Genomic DNA, 15,032 nt, shown 5'->3' with positions numbered 1-15,032 from the left:
TGATTGCTCATGCACCCTCCTCCAGCATCAGCCCCGCCGTCGCCTTGGCCGACCCCACGACGCCCGGCACGCCCGCGCCCGGGTGCGTGCCGGCACCGGCGATGTAGAGGTTGCGGATCAGCCGGTCGCGGTTGTGCGGGCGGAACCACGCGCTCTGCGTCAGCAGCGGTTCCAGCGAGAAGGCCGAGCCCAGGTGCGCGCCCAGTTCGTCGCGGAAGTCGGCGGGAGTGAAGATTCGGCTGGTCACGAGGTCGGCCTGCAGATCGGGGATGTAATACTTTTCCAGGTATCGAAAGATACGGTCCCGGAAGCGCGGACCCTCGACGGCCCAGTCAATGTCAGCGTTGCCAAGATGGGGAACGGGTGCCAGCACGTAGTGCGCGCCGCAGCCCTCGGGCGCGAGCGACGGGTCGGTCACGCAGGGTGCGTGCAGGTAGAGCGAGAAGTCGTCGGCCAATTCCTTGCCGTGGAAGATCTCCTGGATCAGCTCCCGATAGCGCGGGCCGAAGCACACCGTGTGGTGACGCAGGTGCTCGTGTCGACGCTTCAGGCCGAAGTGGATGACGAACAGCGACATCGAGAAGTTCTTGCGTTTCAGACGCTTGCTCTCGAGCCGACCACGGGGCTCGTGGCCGAGCAGCGCCTCGTAGGTGTGGACCACGTCGGCGTTGCTCGCCACCATGTCGGCGGCGATGCGCTCGCCGGCCGATGCGCCGCCGAGCACCACGCCCGTGGCCCGGCGCTTCTCCAGCTCGATGCGCTCGACCGGCGCGTTCAGGCGCAGCGTCCCGCCCAGGTCCTCGAACAGGCGCACCATGCCCTGCACCAAGGCGCCGGTCCCGCCGCGCGGGAACCACACGCCCCATTCGCGCTCGAGCGCGTGGATGAGCGCGTAGATCGACGAGGTGGCGAACGGATTGCCGCCCACCAGCAGCGAATGGAAGCTGAAGGCCTGGCGAAGGTGCTCGTCCTTGATGAACTTCGACACCATGCCGTAGACGCTGCGCCAGGCCTGCAGCTTGGCCAGCGCCGGCCCGGCCTGCACCATGCTGCGGAACGACAGGAAGGGCACCGTGCCGAGCTTGACGTAGCCCTCGTCGAAGACGGCGCGCGAGTAGGCCAGGAAGCGCCGGTAGCCCTCGACGTCCTCGGGCGAGCGGGCGGCGATCTGGGCGTCGAGGTCGGCCTGGTCGTTGGCGTAGTCGAACGGCGGCGCGTCCTCCCAGCACAGGCGATAGAACGGCGCCACGGGCAGCAGTTCGACGTAGTCGGCCATGCGGCGGCCGGAGAGCGCGAACAGTTCCTCCAGGGCCGAGGGATCGGTGATGACGGTCGGCCCGGCATCGAAGGTGAAGCCCTGGTCGCGATAGACGTAGGCCCGCCCGCCGGGCTGGTCGCGCCCCTCGAGCAGGGTGGTCCGGACGCCGGCGGACTGGAGGCGGATGGCCAGCGCGAGGCCGCCGAAGCCGGCTCCCACGACGACGGCACTGCGGGCGGGTTTCATGACGTGTGTTCCTGGAGTTCGGGCGCGCCGCGCAGGTCGGTCGCCAGGGCGGCCCGCAGCGCGGCGCCCAGCGGCACCGGCGGCTTGCCCGTGAGAATTCGGAGTTGATCGGACAAGGTCGGCCGGGCCGCGTAGAAGCGGGCGATGAGCGGTGCCGGCAGGCCGTAGAAGCGTTGCATGACGCGCCAGCGCCGCGATGGCTCGGCGGCGCGGAACAGCATGCGGTTGAGCAGGCGGAAGAAGCCCCGGTCGTTCCAGGCGCGCAACGCGTGCCCGCGCACGGCTGCACGCACCGACGCCACGTCGACCGTGGGCAGCGCCGCGATCAGGTCGGCCAGGCGGACGGCGTCGGGCAGGGAGTAGCCGGTGGTCGGATGGAACAGCGCCGCCGCCAACCCGACCGGCACCGCGCCCTCGGCCGCGTCGCACCAGAAGGCCTCCATGTCGCCGGCCAGCACGATCGGCAGCACGCCGCGTTCCTCGCGCAGCACCTCGGCGATGCGCCAGCCCTGCGAGCGGGCGTAGTCGGCGATGCGCTCGCGCAGCACGGCGTCGTCGAAGTCGCCGCCGTCGGCGTAGTAGGTGTCCTCGACGAGCAAGGTGTCGGCCGTGAACGGCAGCAGGTAGACGAAGCGGTAGGCATCGTGCTGATCGACCGTCGCGTCCATGAGCACCGGCTCGGTCAGGCCGTGCGGTGCGGCCGTGCGGATCTCCTGGCCGAGGAATTTCTGGAAGCCGAGCGCGACGTGCGGACCCGGCCGCGCGCCGCGGCCGTCGAGCACGCAGCCGGCCGTCAGCACGCGGCCGTCGGCCAGGGTGACGGAGCGCGCATCCAGTCGCCGCACCTCGGCACCCAGGACCAGTCGGTCGCCCAGGCGCTCGCGCAGCACGGCGTCGAAACGCGCCGAGGGGATCGACGCATAGCCGCCCTCGACCCGGCGCCGGCGCTCCGGAAATCGCACGGCGTGGGCCGGCCAGCGATGCGCCACCAGGGGATCGACCCAGGCGTTCTGCGCCGCGTCGAGGTCGGCGTCGTGGAACGACCACGTGTGGTTCCCGCCGGCCGTGTCGCCGCGCTCCAGGACGATCACGCGCAGTTCGGGACGCCGCTGCGCCAGGCGCAGGGCGATCAGGCCATTGCTCAGGCCGCCGCCGACGAGCAGCAGGTCGCAGTCCGTCGCCGGCATCGTCGTCCGCTGCATCGTCGCCGGCGCGGCGGCCGGACGCTCGATGGCTCGCCCGGACAGCATCCGCTCGATCAGATCGGCCGCCAGCATCGTGCCGCCGGCCGCACGGACCGCCGGCGCCAGCGACCGCGCCGCCTCGGCGAAGCGGGGCTCGTCCAGCAGGCGCCGGAGCGCGTCGCGGATCGCGCCGGTGGTGGTCAGTCCCGGAAAGAGCCGCAGTCCCGCGCCCGCGTGCACCACCCGCGCCGCGCAGCCGGGCTGGTCGAAGGCGATCGGCAGCGCCAGCATCGGCTTGCCGGCGGCCAGGGCGTCCATGACGGTGTTGAGTCCGGCGTGGGTGACGACGACGTCCGCTCGTGCCACGGCGGCGTGCTGCGGCGCGAAGCCGGTGACCCACGTCGCTCCGGCGCGACGCAGGGCCTCGGCCTGACGCTCGTCGAGCCGGTCGCAGTGCGCCACCAGCAGCTGCGCGCCCAGCGCCCGGCAGGCGCGCGCGATCCGCAGGAACAGCCGGAACCGGCCACCCTGCAGCGTGCCCAGCGAGGCGAAGACGACGGGACGGTCGGCGACGAGGCCGGGCGCATGGCGCTCCAGCGTGTCCTGCTGTCCGGCCACACCCCGCAGGGGGCCGACCGCGTGCAGCGTCGGCGGCGCGGCCTCGCGCGCGAAGTCGAAGCCGTCCACCGTCTGCGCGATCTGCAGGGTCGGCGACAGGCACTGGTCGAGCCGCGTGCGCGGTGGCAGTCCGAAGGCGGCGGCATGGCGCGCGATGACCTCCGCGTGCGGGCGCATCAGCCAGTCGTACACCCGCTCGCTGCCCTGGTTCATCTGCAGCCCGGCCGGATCGGTGGCGGCCATCCAGTGCATCACCGGCAGGGGAATCCGGGGCTCGCGATCGACCGGCAGGGCACAGGCGACCGAGACGAACGGCAGCCCGAGGTGCGCGGCGACCAAGCCGCCGGCGGCCTCCATCTGGTCGGCGACGACCGCATCGACGCCCAGCGCCCGCAGCCGCGCGGGCGCCTCGCGGCAGAGCATGTCGGTGGTCGCGGCGACGTCGCGGATCACGCGTCGCAGGCCTGACGGCCCGCCCGGTCGGGCGGCGCGCGCCACGACAGCGTCGAGCGAGCCGGCCGGATGCGTGGCCGCGCCCAACGCATGGAATTCGATGCGGGGACTACGGATCAGCGCGCCGACGTCGGCCTGGTGGAGCCAGCTGACGCGGTGGCCGCGCTCGTGCAATGCATCTGCCAATGCCTCGAGGGCGCGAACATGGCTGGTGAAGGGAGGCGCGATGATCGCGAGGTGAGGCATGGAGGGCGGAGGGACGATCGGTCGATTCTGGGCAGTCGCGGGAGCGTGCGCTGTCGGCCGACACCGCTTTGACATTTGTCACGCTATAAAAAGCCGCTCATGCTGCCCTCCTCCGTCCTCCGCCCCTTCCCGGCACTCGATGTGATCGCGTCGATCGGTTTCGCAGCCCACGTGGAGGCCTTGCATGCGCGCATCGACGAACGCCTGCTGGCCTGGATCCCGGCGCCGCAGCCCGACACCGACACCGTCTCCCGCGCGATGCACGACTGCGCCCTGGCACCGGGCAAGCGGCTGCGCCCGCTGCTCCTGCTGCTGGCGGCCGGGGACCTGGGCGTGGAGGCCGGCGACGTGATCGACGCGGCCTGCGCGCTGGAAATGGTGCATGCCGCGTCGCTCGCCCTGGACGACCTGCCCTGCATGGACGACGCGCGGCTGCGCCGCGGCCGCCCCGCCCTCCACGTGCTCCACGGCGACGACATCGCCATCCTGGCGGCCGTCGCGCTGCTGGGCCAGGCCTTCGCCGCGGCGGGCAGCAGCACGCTGGCGCCCGCCGTGCGGGTGCGCTGCATGACGGTGCTGGCCGAGGCCATCGGACCGCGCGGACTGGTGGGCGGCCAATGCCGCGACCTGCACGATGGACGCATCCAGCGCAATGCCGAAGCGATCGTCCAGACCAACCAGCTCAAGACCGGCTCGCTGTTCACCGCCGCGGTGGAAATGGCCGCGCTGGCCGCGCAGACCGACGCCGCCACGCGGGTGGCGCTGGCGGCCTTCGCCGCCGAATTCGGCCAGGCGTTCCAGCTCGCCGACGACATCGCCGACGCCTGCGGGACCAGCGCGACGCTGGGCAAGGACGTCGGCCGCGACGCCGACAAGTCGACCCTCGTCGCGCTGCTGGGACTGGCGGCCACGCGCGGTCGCTTGGCGGAGCACATGGCGCGGGCCCAGGCCTCGCTGCTGGTGGCGCTGGGGCCCGACGCGTCGCTGGCGCGCTACGTGCGCCAGTTGATTCCCGACGGCGCCTGAGCCCGGGTCCGCGCCGGCGCGACGAAAAGCAAAAAAGGGGCGCGAGGCCCCTTTTTCCGTTGCGCACCGGCCCGGAGACCGGTGGAAGTCCGTCGCGCTCAGCGCACCACGGAGATCTGCGTGCGGGCGCCGCCCTTGTACGTGAAGAGCGTCAGGGCGCCGTTCTTGATGTCGCCCTTCTCGTCGAACACGATGGGACCGGTCAGACCCTTGTAGTCGATCTTGCCGACCTCGGGCAGGTACTTCTCCGGGTCGGCGGAGCCGGCCTTCTCCATGGCCGCGGCCAGGACCTGGACGGCGTCGTACACGTAGGGCGCGTAGATCTGCACGTCGACGCCGTTCTTCGCCTTGAACTTCGTCTTCCAGGCATCCAGCGGGCCCTTGAAGTCGCCGTCGACGCCACCGGCCTCGGCGCACACCACCATGTCCTCGCCGATGGCGTCGCCCGCGAGCTTGGCCAGCTCGCCCGTGCACAGGCCGTCGCCGCCCATGAACTTGACGTTCAGGCCCAGCTGCTTGACCTGCTTGAGCATCGGGCCGCCGACGGCGTCCATGCCGCCGAAGAACAACACGTCGGGCTTGGCGCCCTTGAGCTTGGTCAGGATGGCGTTGAAGTCGGTCGACTTGTCGGTCGTGAACTCGTGGCCGACGATGGTCGCGCCGGCGGCCTTGGCGGCTTTCTCGAACTCCTCGGCGACGCCCTGGCCGTAGGCCGTGCGGTCGTCGATGACGGCGATGTTCTTGGCCTTGAGCGTGTCGACCGCATAGCGGCCGAGCGTGCCGCCGAGCTGCGTGTCGTCGGCGACGACGCGGAATGTCGTCTTGAAGCCCTGGCGGGTGTACTTGGGGTTGGTGGCCGACGGCGAGATTTGCGGGATGCCGGCGTCGCTGTAGAGCTTGGAGGCGGGGATCGTGGTGCCGGAGTTCAGGTGGCCGACCACGCCGTTGACCTTGCTGTCGACCAGCTTCTGCGCCACGGCGGTGCCCTGCTTCGGATCGCCGGCATCGTCCTCGGGCAGCAGCTCGAACTTGGCGGTCTTGCCGCCGATCTTGATGCCCTTGGCGTTCAGGTCCTCGATGGCCATCTTGGCGCCCAACTCGTTGTCCTTGCCCAGGTGCGCGATCGCCCCGCTGACGGGAGCGACGTGGCCGATCTTGACGGTGATGGTCTCGCCCGCGGGGGCGGCGGCCGGTGCGGCGGCCGTCGGCGTCGCGGTGGGTGCCGCTGCCTCTTCCTTCTTGCCGCAGGCCACCAGGGTCAGGGCGGCCAGTGCGACCGCGGTCCATTTCAATTGCATGAGAAAACTCCAGGAAACGAGTTGAGAGTGACGGGAAACCGGTCGTTGAAACCACCTTGGGCAGCGGAGCAAGTTCCGCGCCGTCGTGCGTCCGGGCCCTTGCGTGCGTGGCCGAGCCGGGCGCAGTGTAGCCCGCGCGCGACGGGGTTCAGACGGCGGGCGACCGGGGGTTTTCCGCAAGTTCTCGCGCCATCGCCTCGCCGATCAGGACGCGCAGCGCGGCCTGCATGTCGCGGCGCAGGCGCGGCACCATGACGTCGAGCTGCGCCTCGACCGCGGCGGCCACGGCGTCGCCCAGGCGGGTTTCCAGTTCACCGTCGATCTGCGCCATGAGGCGCTGCAGGATGCGCTCCTCCATCGGGTCCGCGTCGGTGGTGTCGGCGCGGCCGGCTTCGATCACCGACGTCAACGTGGGCACGAAGCGCGGCGGCGTGCGGGTGGGAATCGGTTCGGTCATGCGCGGCCTCCGGCCTGGAAATCGTGCCGAGTGATGGCATAGCCGCGGTCGGCGTAGTGGCGCCAGCGCGCCCGCGCCGCCTGCCGGTCGGTCTCGTCGTCGCTGACGATGTCGATCAGGCGCTCGAAGCGGCCGAACCCGGCCGGGACCTCCGCGCCCAGGTTCAGCAGCACCTGGTGGTGCGGCACGCCCGCGTCGCCACCGGCGGCCGACAGCACCACGGGCGAGCGCGCGAGCATGCCGGACGCGGCGTCGGCGCGGCAGTGCGCGATGAAGTCGGCGGGCGACAGCTGCCACAGCGCGGCGTCCACGGCATCCAGCGTCGCGGCGTCGCCGATCACCACCACCCGGGCCCCATGCCCCGCCACGGCCTTGCGCAGCAGGCGGCAGGCGTGATGGACCTTGTCGGGCGTGTTGAAGTGGAAATCGATGCCGGTCACGGCGCGTTGCGCGCGGACTTCGCGGCGGACTGCGACGACTTGGCTGCCGCCTTGCGCGCGCTCTTGCGCGGCGTCTTCGCCACGGCCGGTTCCGCGGCGCCACCGTCCGTGCCGGCGACACCCGCTTCCGCCTGCGCCAGCAGGTAGGCCAGCAGCAGGCCCACCGGCCGGCCGGTCGAGCCCTTGGCCGCGCCGCTCTTCCAGGCCGTGCCGGCGATGTCGAGGTGAGCCCACGGGACATCGACGGCGAAGCGCTGCAGGAACTTGGCCGCGGTGATCGCGCCGCCGGCCCGGCCGCCGATGTTGGCGACGTCGGCGTAGCTGGTCTTCAGACCGTCGGCGTACTCGTCGTCCAGCGGCATGCGCCAGCAACGGTCCAGGGCGCGCTCGCCGGCCTCGGCCAGCGCGGTGGCGAGCGCGTCGTCGGACGCGAACAGGCCGCTGCGCACGCCGCCGAGCGCCACCACGCAGGCGCCGGTGAGCGTGGCGATGTCGATCACCGCGCGCGGCGAGAAGCGCTGGGCGTAGGTCAGGGCGTCGCACAGCACCAGGCGGCCCTCGGCGTCGGTGTTGAGCACCTCGATGGTCTGGCCGCTCATGCTGGTGACGACGTCGCCGGGCTTGAGCGCCCGGCCGCTGACCATGTTCTCGCACGAGGGAATCAGACCGACGACGTTGATCGCCGGCCGGATCTCGCCGAGCGCGCGGAACACGCCCAGCACGCTGGCCGCGCCGCACATGTCGTACTTCATCTCGTCCATGTCGGCGGCGGGCTTGATGGAGACGCCGCCGGTGTCGAAGGTGATGCCCTTGCCCACCAGCACGACCGGCGCCTCGCCCTTGCCCGCGCCCTGGTAGCGCAGCACGATGAAGCGCAGCGGCTCGTCGGAGCCCTGCGCGACGCCCATGAAGGAGCCCATGCCGAGCTTGGCGACTTCCTTGGGACCGAGCACCTCGCACTGGATGCGCGGCAGCGCGGCGAGTTCGCGCGCGGCCTCGCCCAGCAGGGTGGGCGTGGCGTGGTTGGACGGACGGTTGCCCCACTCCTTGGCCAGCTCGATGCCCGCGACCGTCGCCGAGGCCTGCGCGAACGCATCGGCCGCGGCGCCCGAATCGGGCAGGCCCAGCACCAACTGGCGCACGCTGCGCGCCTCGGCCTTGGGCTTGGTGGTGACGTAGACATAGGTGGCATCGGCCACGGCGAGCACCGCCGCGTGCACCGACGGCGGCTGCGTCGCGCCGGCGAAGACGATCGTCAGGCGCTTGGGATTGGCCGCCTTGACCGCGCCGACGCCCGCCAGCACGGCGCTGCGCACCGACCCCGGCAGGCCGTCGCCGGTCGAGACCAGCACCACGCGCGGTGCGGCGATGCCCGCTGGGCGGTAGAGCGACAGCAGCTTGCCCGCCTTGGCCGGCAGGTCGCCGGCCTCGCGGACCTGGCCGATCAGCGCGGCGAGCGCGTCGTCCTTGGGCGCGGCGGCAGAGGAGGAGGACTTCGCCACCGCCTCGACCCCGGGTTGTTCGGCGACGAGCACGATCAGTGCGTCGGTCTTGTCGTTCGCCGCCTGGGCGGTCGTGAGGGTCTTGAGCTGGAAGTCCATAATCCTTTTTTTCCTCCGACGATGTTATTTCATTCCTCCCTACGCAAGGAGCTGTCGCGCAGCTTCAGCGCCACCCTGGTGGTCCTGGCCACCATCGTGATGACCATGATGCTGATCCGCACGCTCGGCCTGGCGTCCAAGGGCAGCGTCGATCCGTCGGACGTGCTGCTGGTCATGGCCTACACCGTGCTCGGCTACATGCCCACCATCCTGAGCCTGAGCCTGTTCGTGGCCATCGTGGGCACGCTCTCGCGCATGTACGCCGACAGCGAGATGGTCATCTGGTTCTCCAGCGGTCGCGGACTGGTCGATTTCGTCAAGCCGCTGTTCCGCTTCGCCTGGCCGGTGCTGGTGCTGGTCGGCCTGCTGGCGGTCTTCGGCTGGCCCTGGGCCAATTCGCAGACTCAGGGCATGCGCGACCAGTACGAGCGCCGCGGCGACCTCGAACGCATCACGCCCGGCGAGTTCCGCGAGTCGGCCGGCCGCAACCGCGTCTTCTTCATCGACAAGGACACACCCGACGGCGCCACGGCGACGAACGTCTTCATTTCCTCGATCGAGCGTGGCAAGCAGCTCGTCACGTCGGCGCGCAGCGGCCGCATCGACACCATCGACGACGCGCGCTATCTGCTGCTGAGCAACGGTCAGCGGCTCGAACGCCCGCTCGCCGCCGGGCCTCTGAAGATCAGCGAATTCGGCACCTACGGCGCCAAGGTCGGGGGGGACGCGGCGAACTCGCTGCAGGCCAAGCCGGCGCGCTCGCTGCCCACGACGGCGCTCCTGGCCGATCCGACGCCGATCAACCGCGGCGAACTCGGCTGGCGCCTGGGCATGCTGCTGGCCGGCGCCAACTTCGTGCTGCTGGCACTGACCCTGACCAGCGTGAACCCGCGCGTGGGCCGCAGCGGCAACCTGATGCTGGCCTTCTTCGCCTTCGTGGTCTACCTCAACATGATCAACCTCGGCCAGAGCTGGGTCGGCTCGGGCCGCATCGGCATGGCCGCTTACCTCGTCGTGCTGCACGGCGGCGTGCTGGCACTGACCTCGCTCTGGCTGGCCAAGCGCAACAACAACTGGGTCCGACGCACGCGCCAGGCCGCCGTGCCCTCGACCCCGACCCCGGACCCGCGCCCGTGAGAACCATCCGCCGCCTGATCTACGCCGAGGTGCTGAAGTCGGTCGCCTTCGTCACCCTGGGCTTCCTGGCCCTGTTCTTCTTCTTCGACTTCATCGACGAGCTCTCCAGCATCGGCCGCTCCGACAGCCTCGACTACGGCGTGCCGCAGGCCCTGCTCTACGTCGCCCTGCTGGTGCCGAGCCATCTCTACGAACTGCTCCCGATCGCGGTGCTGATCGGCACCATCTTCGTGATGGCGCGGCTGGCGCAGAGCTCGGAATACACCATCCTGCGCACCAGCGGCCTGGGACCCTGGCGCGCCCTACGCACCCTGCTGCTGCTGGGACTGGGTTTCGTGGTGCTGACCTTCGCCGTCGGCGACTACGTCGCGCCCTATGCCGACCGCGCCGCGCAGCTGGTCAAGTCGCGCTACCGGGGCGAGATGTACGCGGCCGCGACCGGCATCACCGGCGCCTGGCTCAAGGAGAAGCAGGGCGACATGTCCTACGCGGTCAACGTCTCGGCCCTCAACCGCGACGGCATGCTGGTGGCACCGCGCATCTTCGAGTTCGACGCCAAGGGCTACGTGTCGTCGCAGACCTCGGCCGCCTCGGCGCGCATCGTCGACGGCGCCTGGGTGCTGTCGCAGGTCGAACGCCAGCGCTACGACACGCGCAACGCCAAGGACACGGCGAGCATCCAGACGACCACCCTGCCCGAATGGCGCTGGCCGACGTCGCTGACCAACGAGATGATCTCGGTGGCGCTGCTCAAGCCCGAGCGCATGCCCACCATCGACCTGTTCGAGTACATCCGCCACCTGGAGGCCAACGCGCAGACGGCGCAGCGCTACGAGATCCAGTTCTGGCGCAAAGTGTTCTATCCGCTGTCGTGCCTGGTGATGGTGGTGCTCGCCCTGCCCTTCGCCTACCTGCATTTCCGCCAGAAGGGCATCACCAGCTACGTCTTCGGCGGCGTGATGATCGGCATCAGCTTCTTCCTGCTCAACAACGTGTTCGGCTACATCGGCAACCTGAGCAACTGGCTGCCGTGGCTGACGGCGGCGGCGCCGGGGCTGATCTACACGGTGCTGTCGCTCGCGACCTTTGGCTGGCTGGTGCTGCGGCGCTAGCATGGCATCCGCGTCCTCGTCCTCGTCGCCACCCTCATTACCAACCTGCGGCCTCCGATGACCGACCTCCGATCCTCTTCCACGACCACGACCGCCGCCGCGCGCCGCGGCGTCCTGCTCTTCGCCCACGGCTCGCGCGACGCGCGCTGGCGCGAACCGGTCGAGGCCGTGGCCGCGCGCATCCGGTCGCAGGACCCGCAGGTCCTGGTCGCCTGTTCCTACCTCGAGATGGTCGAGCCCGACCTGCCCACTGCCGCGGCGCGACTGGCGGCCGAGGGTGTGACGACGCTGCGCATCGTTCCGCTGTTCCTGGGCATCGGCAAGCATGCGCGCGAGGACCTGCCGCTGCTGGTCGACGCCTTGCGCGCCGCGCATCCGTCGGTGGAGGTCGGCGTGGCGTCGGCCGTCGGCGAAGACCCGCGCGTGATCGATCTGCTGGCGCACATCGCGCTCGACGGCTGAATACAACAGTTCCTATAGATTCTTACGGCATAATGAATTACATATAAAAACAAATTCGTTATGAACCTGCATCAATTCAGATTCGTCCAGGAAGCCGTCCGGCGCAACCTCAACCTGACCGAGGCCGCCAAGGCGCTCCACACGTCGCAGCCTGGCGTGTCCAAGGCCATCATCGAGCTGGAGGAGGAGCTCGGCGTCGAGATCTTCGCGCGCCACGGCAAACGCCTCAAGCGCGTGACCGAGCCCGGCCAGCACGTGATCGAGAGCATCGGGCTCATCATGCGGGAGGTCGGCAACCTCAAGCGCATCGGCGAGCAGTTCAGCGCCCAGGACAGCGGCACGCTGTCCATCGCCACCACGCACACCCAGGCGCGCTACGTGCTGCCGATCCCGGTGGTGAACCTGCGGGAGGCCTATCCCAAGGTCAACGTCAGCCTGCACCAGGGTTCGCCCGACCAGGTGGCGCGGATGGTGATTGACGAGGTCGCGGAGATCGGCATCGCCACCGAATCGCTCGACGGCTATGCCGAGCTGGTCACGCTGCCGTGCTACGAGTGGCAGCACGTGCTGGTGCTGCCCAAGGAGCACCCCCTGGCGGCCAAGGAACGCCTGACGCTCGAGGACCTCGCGGCCGAGCCGATCATCACCTACCACCCCTCCTTCACCGGGCGCACGCGCATCGACCACGCCTTCGCGCAGAAGAAGCTGACGCCGCGCATCGCGCTGGAGGCGATCGACTCCGACGTCATCAAGACCTACGTGCGGCTCGGCCTGGGCATCGGCATCGTGGCGGAGATGGCGGTGCGCGACGACTCCAACGCCGACCTCGTGGTACGGCCGATGGGACAGCTCTTCGGCAGCAACGTCGCGCGCGTCGCCTTCAAGCGCAGCGCCTACCTGCGCAACTTCGTCTTCAAGTTCGCCGAGCTGCTCAGCGACCGGCTCGACCGCAACCTGATCGCCAAGGCCCTGAGCGGCCACCCCGAAGACTACGAACTGTGAGCATGCCGGCGATGTCGACCTCCTCCGTCTCCACACCCCGCACGCCGGCCGTCGCGACCAAGCTGCCCGCCGTCGGCACGACCATCTTCACCGTGATGTCGGCGCTCGCCACCGAGCACCGCGCCGTCAACCTCGGCCAGGGCTTCCCGGACTTCGGCTGCGACCCGGCCCTGCCCGCGGCCGTCGGCGCGGCGATGGCCGCCGGCCACAACCAGTACCCGCCGATGCCCGGCGTGCCGGCCCTGCGCGAGGCGATCGCCGCCAAGATCGAGGCGCTCTACGGCCACCGCTACGACCCGGGCAGCGAGATCACCGTCACCGCCGGCGCCACGCAGGCCATCATCACGGCGGTGCTCGCCGTGGTGCGCCCGGGCGACGAGGTGATCGTGCTGGAGCCCTGCTACGACAGCTACGTGCCTAACATTGAGCTGGCCGGCGGCACCGTCGTGCGCGTGCCCCTCACCCCCGGCACCTTCCGCCCCGACTTCGGCCGCATCGCTGCGGCGCTGACGCCCCGGACGCGCGCGATCGTCGTCAACACGCCGCACAACCCCAGCGCCACCGTCTGGAGCGCCGCCGAGATGCGCGCCCTGGAGGACCTGCTGGCGCCGACCGACGTGCTGGTGATCGCCGACGAGGTCTACGAGCACATGGTCTTCGACGGCGAGCGCCACCAGAGCGCGGCGCGCTTCCCCGGCCTGGCGGCGCGCAGCTTCATCGTCAGCAGCTTCGGCAAGACGTACCACGTGACCGGCTGGAAGGTCGGCTACGTGGCGGCGCCGGCGGCGTTGACGGCCGAGTTCCGCAAGGTGCATCAGTTCAACGTGTTCACGGTCAACACGCCGATGCAGCACGCGCTCGCGCACTACATGGCCGATGCGCGGCCCTACCTCGACCTGCCGGCGTTCTACCAGCGCAAGCGCGACCTGTTCGCCGCCGGCCTGGCGAAGACGCGCCTGAAGCTGCTGCCCAGCGCCGGCACGTACTTCCAGTGCGTGGACATCGCCCCGGTCACCGACCTCGACGAGGCGGCCTTCTGCCAGTGGCTGGTCGAGGAGATCGGCGTGGCGGCGATCCCGCTGTCGGCCTTCTACGGCGACGGTTTCGACCAGCGCGTGGTGCGCTTCTGCTTCGCCAAGCAGGATGCGACGCTGGAACTGGCGCTGGAGCGGCTGGCGCAGCTCTGACTCCCACGGCGGGCACCCACACCCGTCCGGGAACCGTGGGAAGGCCGTGCGCAGCGGCCCGCAGGCCGCCATCGGGGCGAGGCCTTCACATCGGCTCTCGGCGTCAGTTCCGATCCACCGAATTCCGGCTGGCGTTCGTCGGCTCGTTGACCCTGACCGGCACCGGCACCGGCACCGGTACCGACGCACCCCCCGACCGGCCGAACGCGAAGCCGCGCTTTCCGGCCGCCGGCGCGTCGACGACGACGGGCCGCTGCTGCGAATAGAAGTCGACCGTGCGGTAGAGCACCGCCGCCGCCGCGATGGCGGTCAGGAAATAGAGCACCGGCGACTTGAATCCGGTGCTGTCGAGCAGCGTGAAGATCGGGTAGTGCACGAGGTACAGCGGAAAGGAGATGTCGCCCAGCCACCGCATGACGTGCGACGGCGTGCGCTCCACGTCCGGCCGCAGCACGCGGGCGAACAGGTAGACCACGACCGCGAGCGTGGCCGCCTGCATCAGCAGGCTCCAGACGTCGCCGCTGAAGAACAGCGGCAGCTTGCCGTTCTTCAGCCGGAAGCCGAACTGGATCGTCGCCGTCAGCAGGATGTGCAGGCCGAACAGCAGGCCGATCATCTTCAGCACGGGAACCGTGGCATCCGGCCGCCGGGCCAGGCGGAGTCCGGCCAGCCAGATGAAGGCCAGGAACGGAAGGTTCAGGCCGTACCCCACGCCCGCATAGAAGTCCCAGTGGAACAGCGTCCGGCCGCAGGTGTAGACGCAGAAGGCGACAAAGGACGCGGCGATCAGACGCACGATGGTCTTGTCCGACAGGCCGAAGAGCAGCGGCGTCAGGCAGTAGAGCCAGAACTCCAGCGACAGGCTCCAGGCCGGCCCCACCAGCGAAGTCGAGGTGACGATCTGGTTGAGGAACAGGACGTTGACGACGACCTCCCAGAAACCGGGCCACTTGCCGCCCAGCAGGACCGCGGATACGCACACGATGACCATGCTCGCCAGGTAGACCGGATAGATGCGGCGGGCGCGCCGCCAGATGAAGCCCTTCGATTCCTTCTGATAGGACGCCCCGATGGAATAGCCGCTGATCACCAGGAATCCGGCGATGGCTTCGAAGGCGCCGAACATCGGGATGAACGCCCACACGCCCAGCGGCCCGAAATCCGAGAGGTGGGTGATGGCCACGATGGAGGCCAGCGCGAACCTCATCAATGCCAGAACGCTCCATTTGTCGTTGAAACAGCGGGACAGGTTGGATGCGTGCATGGAGGAATCAGAGGTGGAAGCAGGCAAGGCGTGCGGGTTTA

13 protein-coding genes are annotated in these 15,032 nt (G+C 70.1%); 6 read left to right on the top strand and 7 right to left on the bottom strand.

All coding sequences use genetic code 11. From position 1 onward, the window contains the following. Nucleotides 1-7 precede the first annotated feature (7 nt). Together ABID77_RS03145 and crtY are read right to left on the bottom strand one after the other, a co-directional pair. Entirely contained in the window at nt 8-1,504 is a 1,497-nt protein-coding gene (locus ABID77_RS03145; protein ID WP_429590735.1) for a phytoene desaturase, read from the bottom strand. Then, entirely contained in the window at nt 1,501-4,005 is a 2,505-nt protein-coding gene (gene crtY, locus ABID77_RS03140) for a lycopene beta-cyclase CrtY (RefSeq protein ID WP_429590732.1), read from the bottom strand. Before crtY ends, ABID77_RS03145 begins: the two co-directional genes overlap by 4 nt. Before the next feature lie 99 nt (nt 4,006-4,104). Between crtY and ABID77_RS03135 the strand changes: the two genes are divergently transcribed. Further along, nucleotides 4,105-5,031 (top strand): polyprenyl synthetase family protein, encoded by a 927-nt coding sequence (locus tag ABID77_RS03135; RefSeq protein WP_429590729.1) that lies wholly within the window; start codon nt 4,105-4,107, stop codon nt 5,029-5,031. 98 nt (nt 5,032-5,129) lie between these two features. Here ABID77_RS03135 and ABID77_RS03130 read toward each other — a convergent pair whose 3' ends face one another. The 4 genes from ABID77_RS03130 to ABID77_RS03115 all read right to left on the bottom strand — a co-directional run bounded on the left by ABID77_RS03130 (nt 5,130) and on the right by ABID77_RS03115 (nt 8,827). Beyond that, on the bottom strand, nt 5,130-6,329 hold the full coding sequence (locus ABID77_RS03130) for a branched-chain amino acid ABC transporter substrate-binding protein (protein WP_429590726.1): 1,200 nt from the start codon (nt 6,327-6,329) through the stop codon (nt 5,130-5,132). 148 nt (nt 6,330-6,477) lie between these two features. Further along, nucleotides 6,478-6,786, bottom strand: coding sequence for a hypothetical protein (locus ABID77_RS03125; protein WP_429590723.1), 309 nt, complete (start codon nt 6,784-6,786; stop codon nt 6,478-6,480). Further along, complete coding sequence (locus tag ABID77_RS03120; RefSeq protein WP_429590720.1) at nt 6,783-7,226, bottom strand: DNA polymerase III subunit chi; 444 nt, start codon at nt 7,224-7,226, stop codon at nt 6,783-6,785. The genes ABID77_RS03125 and ABID77_RS03120 overlap by 4 nt, the downstream gene beginning before the upstream one ends. Then, complete coding sequence (locus tag ABID77_RS03115; protein WP_429590717.1) at nt 7,223-8,827, bottom strand: leucyl aminopeptidase; 1,605 nt, start codon at nt 8,825-8,827, stop codon at nt 7,223-7,225. Before ABID77_RS03115 ends, ABID77_RS03120 begins: the two co-directional genes overlap by 4 nt. 21 nt (nt 8,828-8,848) lie before the next feature. Here ABID77_RS03115 and lptF point away from each other — a divergent pair, with 21 nt between their 5' ends. From lptF to ABID77_RS03090, 5 genes are read left to right on the top strand one after another with little or no spacing between them, the layout of a single operon-like run. Beyond that, a complete protein-coding gene (gene lptF / locus ABID77_RS03110) occupies nt 8,849-9,964 on the top strand; it encodes an LPS export ABC transporter permease LptF (RefSeq protein WP_429590713.1) in 1,116 nt (371 codons plus the stop codon). After that, a complete protein-coding gene (gene lptG / locus ABID77_RS03105; protein WP_429590711.1) occupies nt 9,961-11,076 on the top strand; it encodes an LPS export ABC transporter permease LptG in 1,116 nt (371 codons plus the stop codon). The genes lptF and lptG overlap by 4 nt, the downstream gene beginning before the upstream one ends. A 57-nt stretch (nt 11,077-11,133) precedes the next feature. Beyond that, a complete protein-coding gene (locus tag ABID77_RS03100) occupies nt 11,134-11,538 on the top strand; it encodes a sirohydrochlorin chelatase (RefSeq protein ID WP_429590708.1) in 405 nt (134 codons plus the stop codon). A 60-nt stretch (nt 11,539-11,598) separates the two neighbouring features. Further along, entirely contained in the window at nt 11,599-12,540 is a 942-nt protein-coding gene (locus tag ABID77_RS03095; RefSeq protein ID WP_429590705.1) for a CysB family HTH-type transcriptional regulator, read from the top strand. A gap of 11 nt (nt 12,541-12,551) precedes the next feature. Further along, nucleotides 12,552-13,727 carry a pyridoxal phosphate-dependent aminotransferase gene (locus tag ABID77_RS03090; protein WP_429590703.1) on the top strand — a complete coding sequence of 392 codons (1,176 nt, stop codon included), beginning with the start codon at nt 12,552-12,554 and terminating at the stop codon, nt 13,725-13,727. 103 nt (nt 13,728-13,830) lie between these two features. Here the strand turns inward: ABID77_RS03090 and ABID77_RS03085 are convergent, their stop codons facing one another. Further along, nucleotides 13,831-14,991 carry an acyltransferase family protein gene (locus ABID77_RS03085; protein ID WP_429590700.1) on the bottom strand — a complete coding sequence of 387 codons (1,161 nt, stop codon included), beginning with the start codon at nt 14,989-14,991 and terminating at the stop codon, nt 13,831-13,833. Nucleotides 14,992-15,032: the final 41 nt, after the last annotated feature.

This window comes from Variovorax sp. PvP013, from assembly GCF_050435945.1.
Lineage (GTDB): Bacteria > Pseudomonadota > Gammaproteobacteria > Burkholderiales > Burkholderiaceae_C > Variovorax.
This window is presented reverse-complemented; position numbering and strand designations above follow the sequence as displayed.

What these genes read in the sequence shown, in the direction of transcription:
- ABID77_RS03145 (WP_429590735.1), bottom strand. Translation starts at nt 1,504, where the DNA reads ATGAAACCCGCCCGCAGTGCCGTCGTCGTGGGAGCCGGCTTCGGCGGC.
- crtY (WP_429590732.1), bottom strand. Translation starts at nt 4,005, where the DNA reads ATGCCTCACCTCGCGATCATCGCGCCTCCCTTCACCAGCCATGTTCGC.
- ABID77_RS03135 (WP_429590729.1), top strand. Translation starts at nt 4,105, where the DNA reads ATGCTGCCCTCCTCCGTCCTCCGCCCCTTCCCGGCACTCGATGTGATC.
- ABID77_RS03130 (WP_429590726.1), bottom strand. Translation starts at nt 6,329, where the DNA reads ATGCAATTGAAATGGACCGCGGTCGCACTGGCCGCCCTGACCCTGGTG.
- ABID77_RS03125 (WP_429590723.1), bottom strand. Translation starts at nt 6,786, where the DNA reads ATGACCGAACCGATTCCCACCCGCACGCCGCCGCGCTTCGTGCCCACG.
- ABID77_RS03115 (WP_429590717.1), bottom strand. Translation starts at nt 8,827, where the DNA reads ATGGACTTCCAGCTCAAGACCCTCACGACCGCCCAGGCGGCGAACGAC.
- lptF (WP_429590713.1), top strand. Translation starts at nt 8,849, where the DNA reads ATGTTATTTCATTCCTCCCTACGCAAGGAGCTGTCGCGCAGCTTCAGC.
- ABID77_RS03100 (WP_429590708.1), top strand. Translation starts at nt 11,134, where the DNA reads ATGACCGACCTCCGATCCTCTTCCACGACCACGACCGCCGCCGCGCGC.
- ABID77_RS03095 (WP_429590705.1), top strand. Translation starts at nt 11,599, where the DNA reads ATGAACCTGCATCAATTCAGATTCGTCCAGGAAGCCGTCCGGCGCAAC.
- ABID77_RS03090 (WP_429590703.1), top strand. Translation starts at nt 12,552, where the DNA reads ATGTCGACCTCCTCCGTCTCCACACCCCGCACGCCGGCCGTCGCGACC.
- ABID77_RS03085 (WP_429590700.1), bottom strand. Translation starts at nt 14,991, where the DNA reads ATGCACGCATCCAACCTGTCCCGCTGTTTCAACGACAAATGGAGCGTT.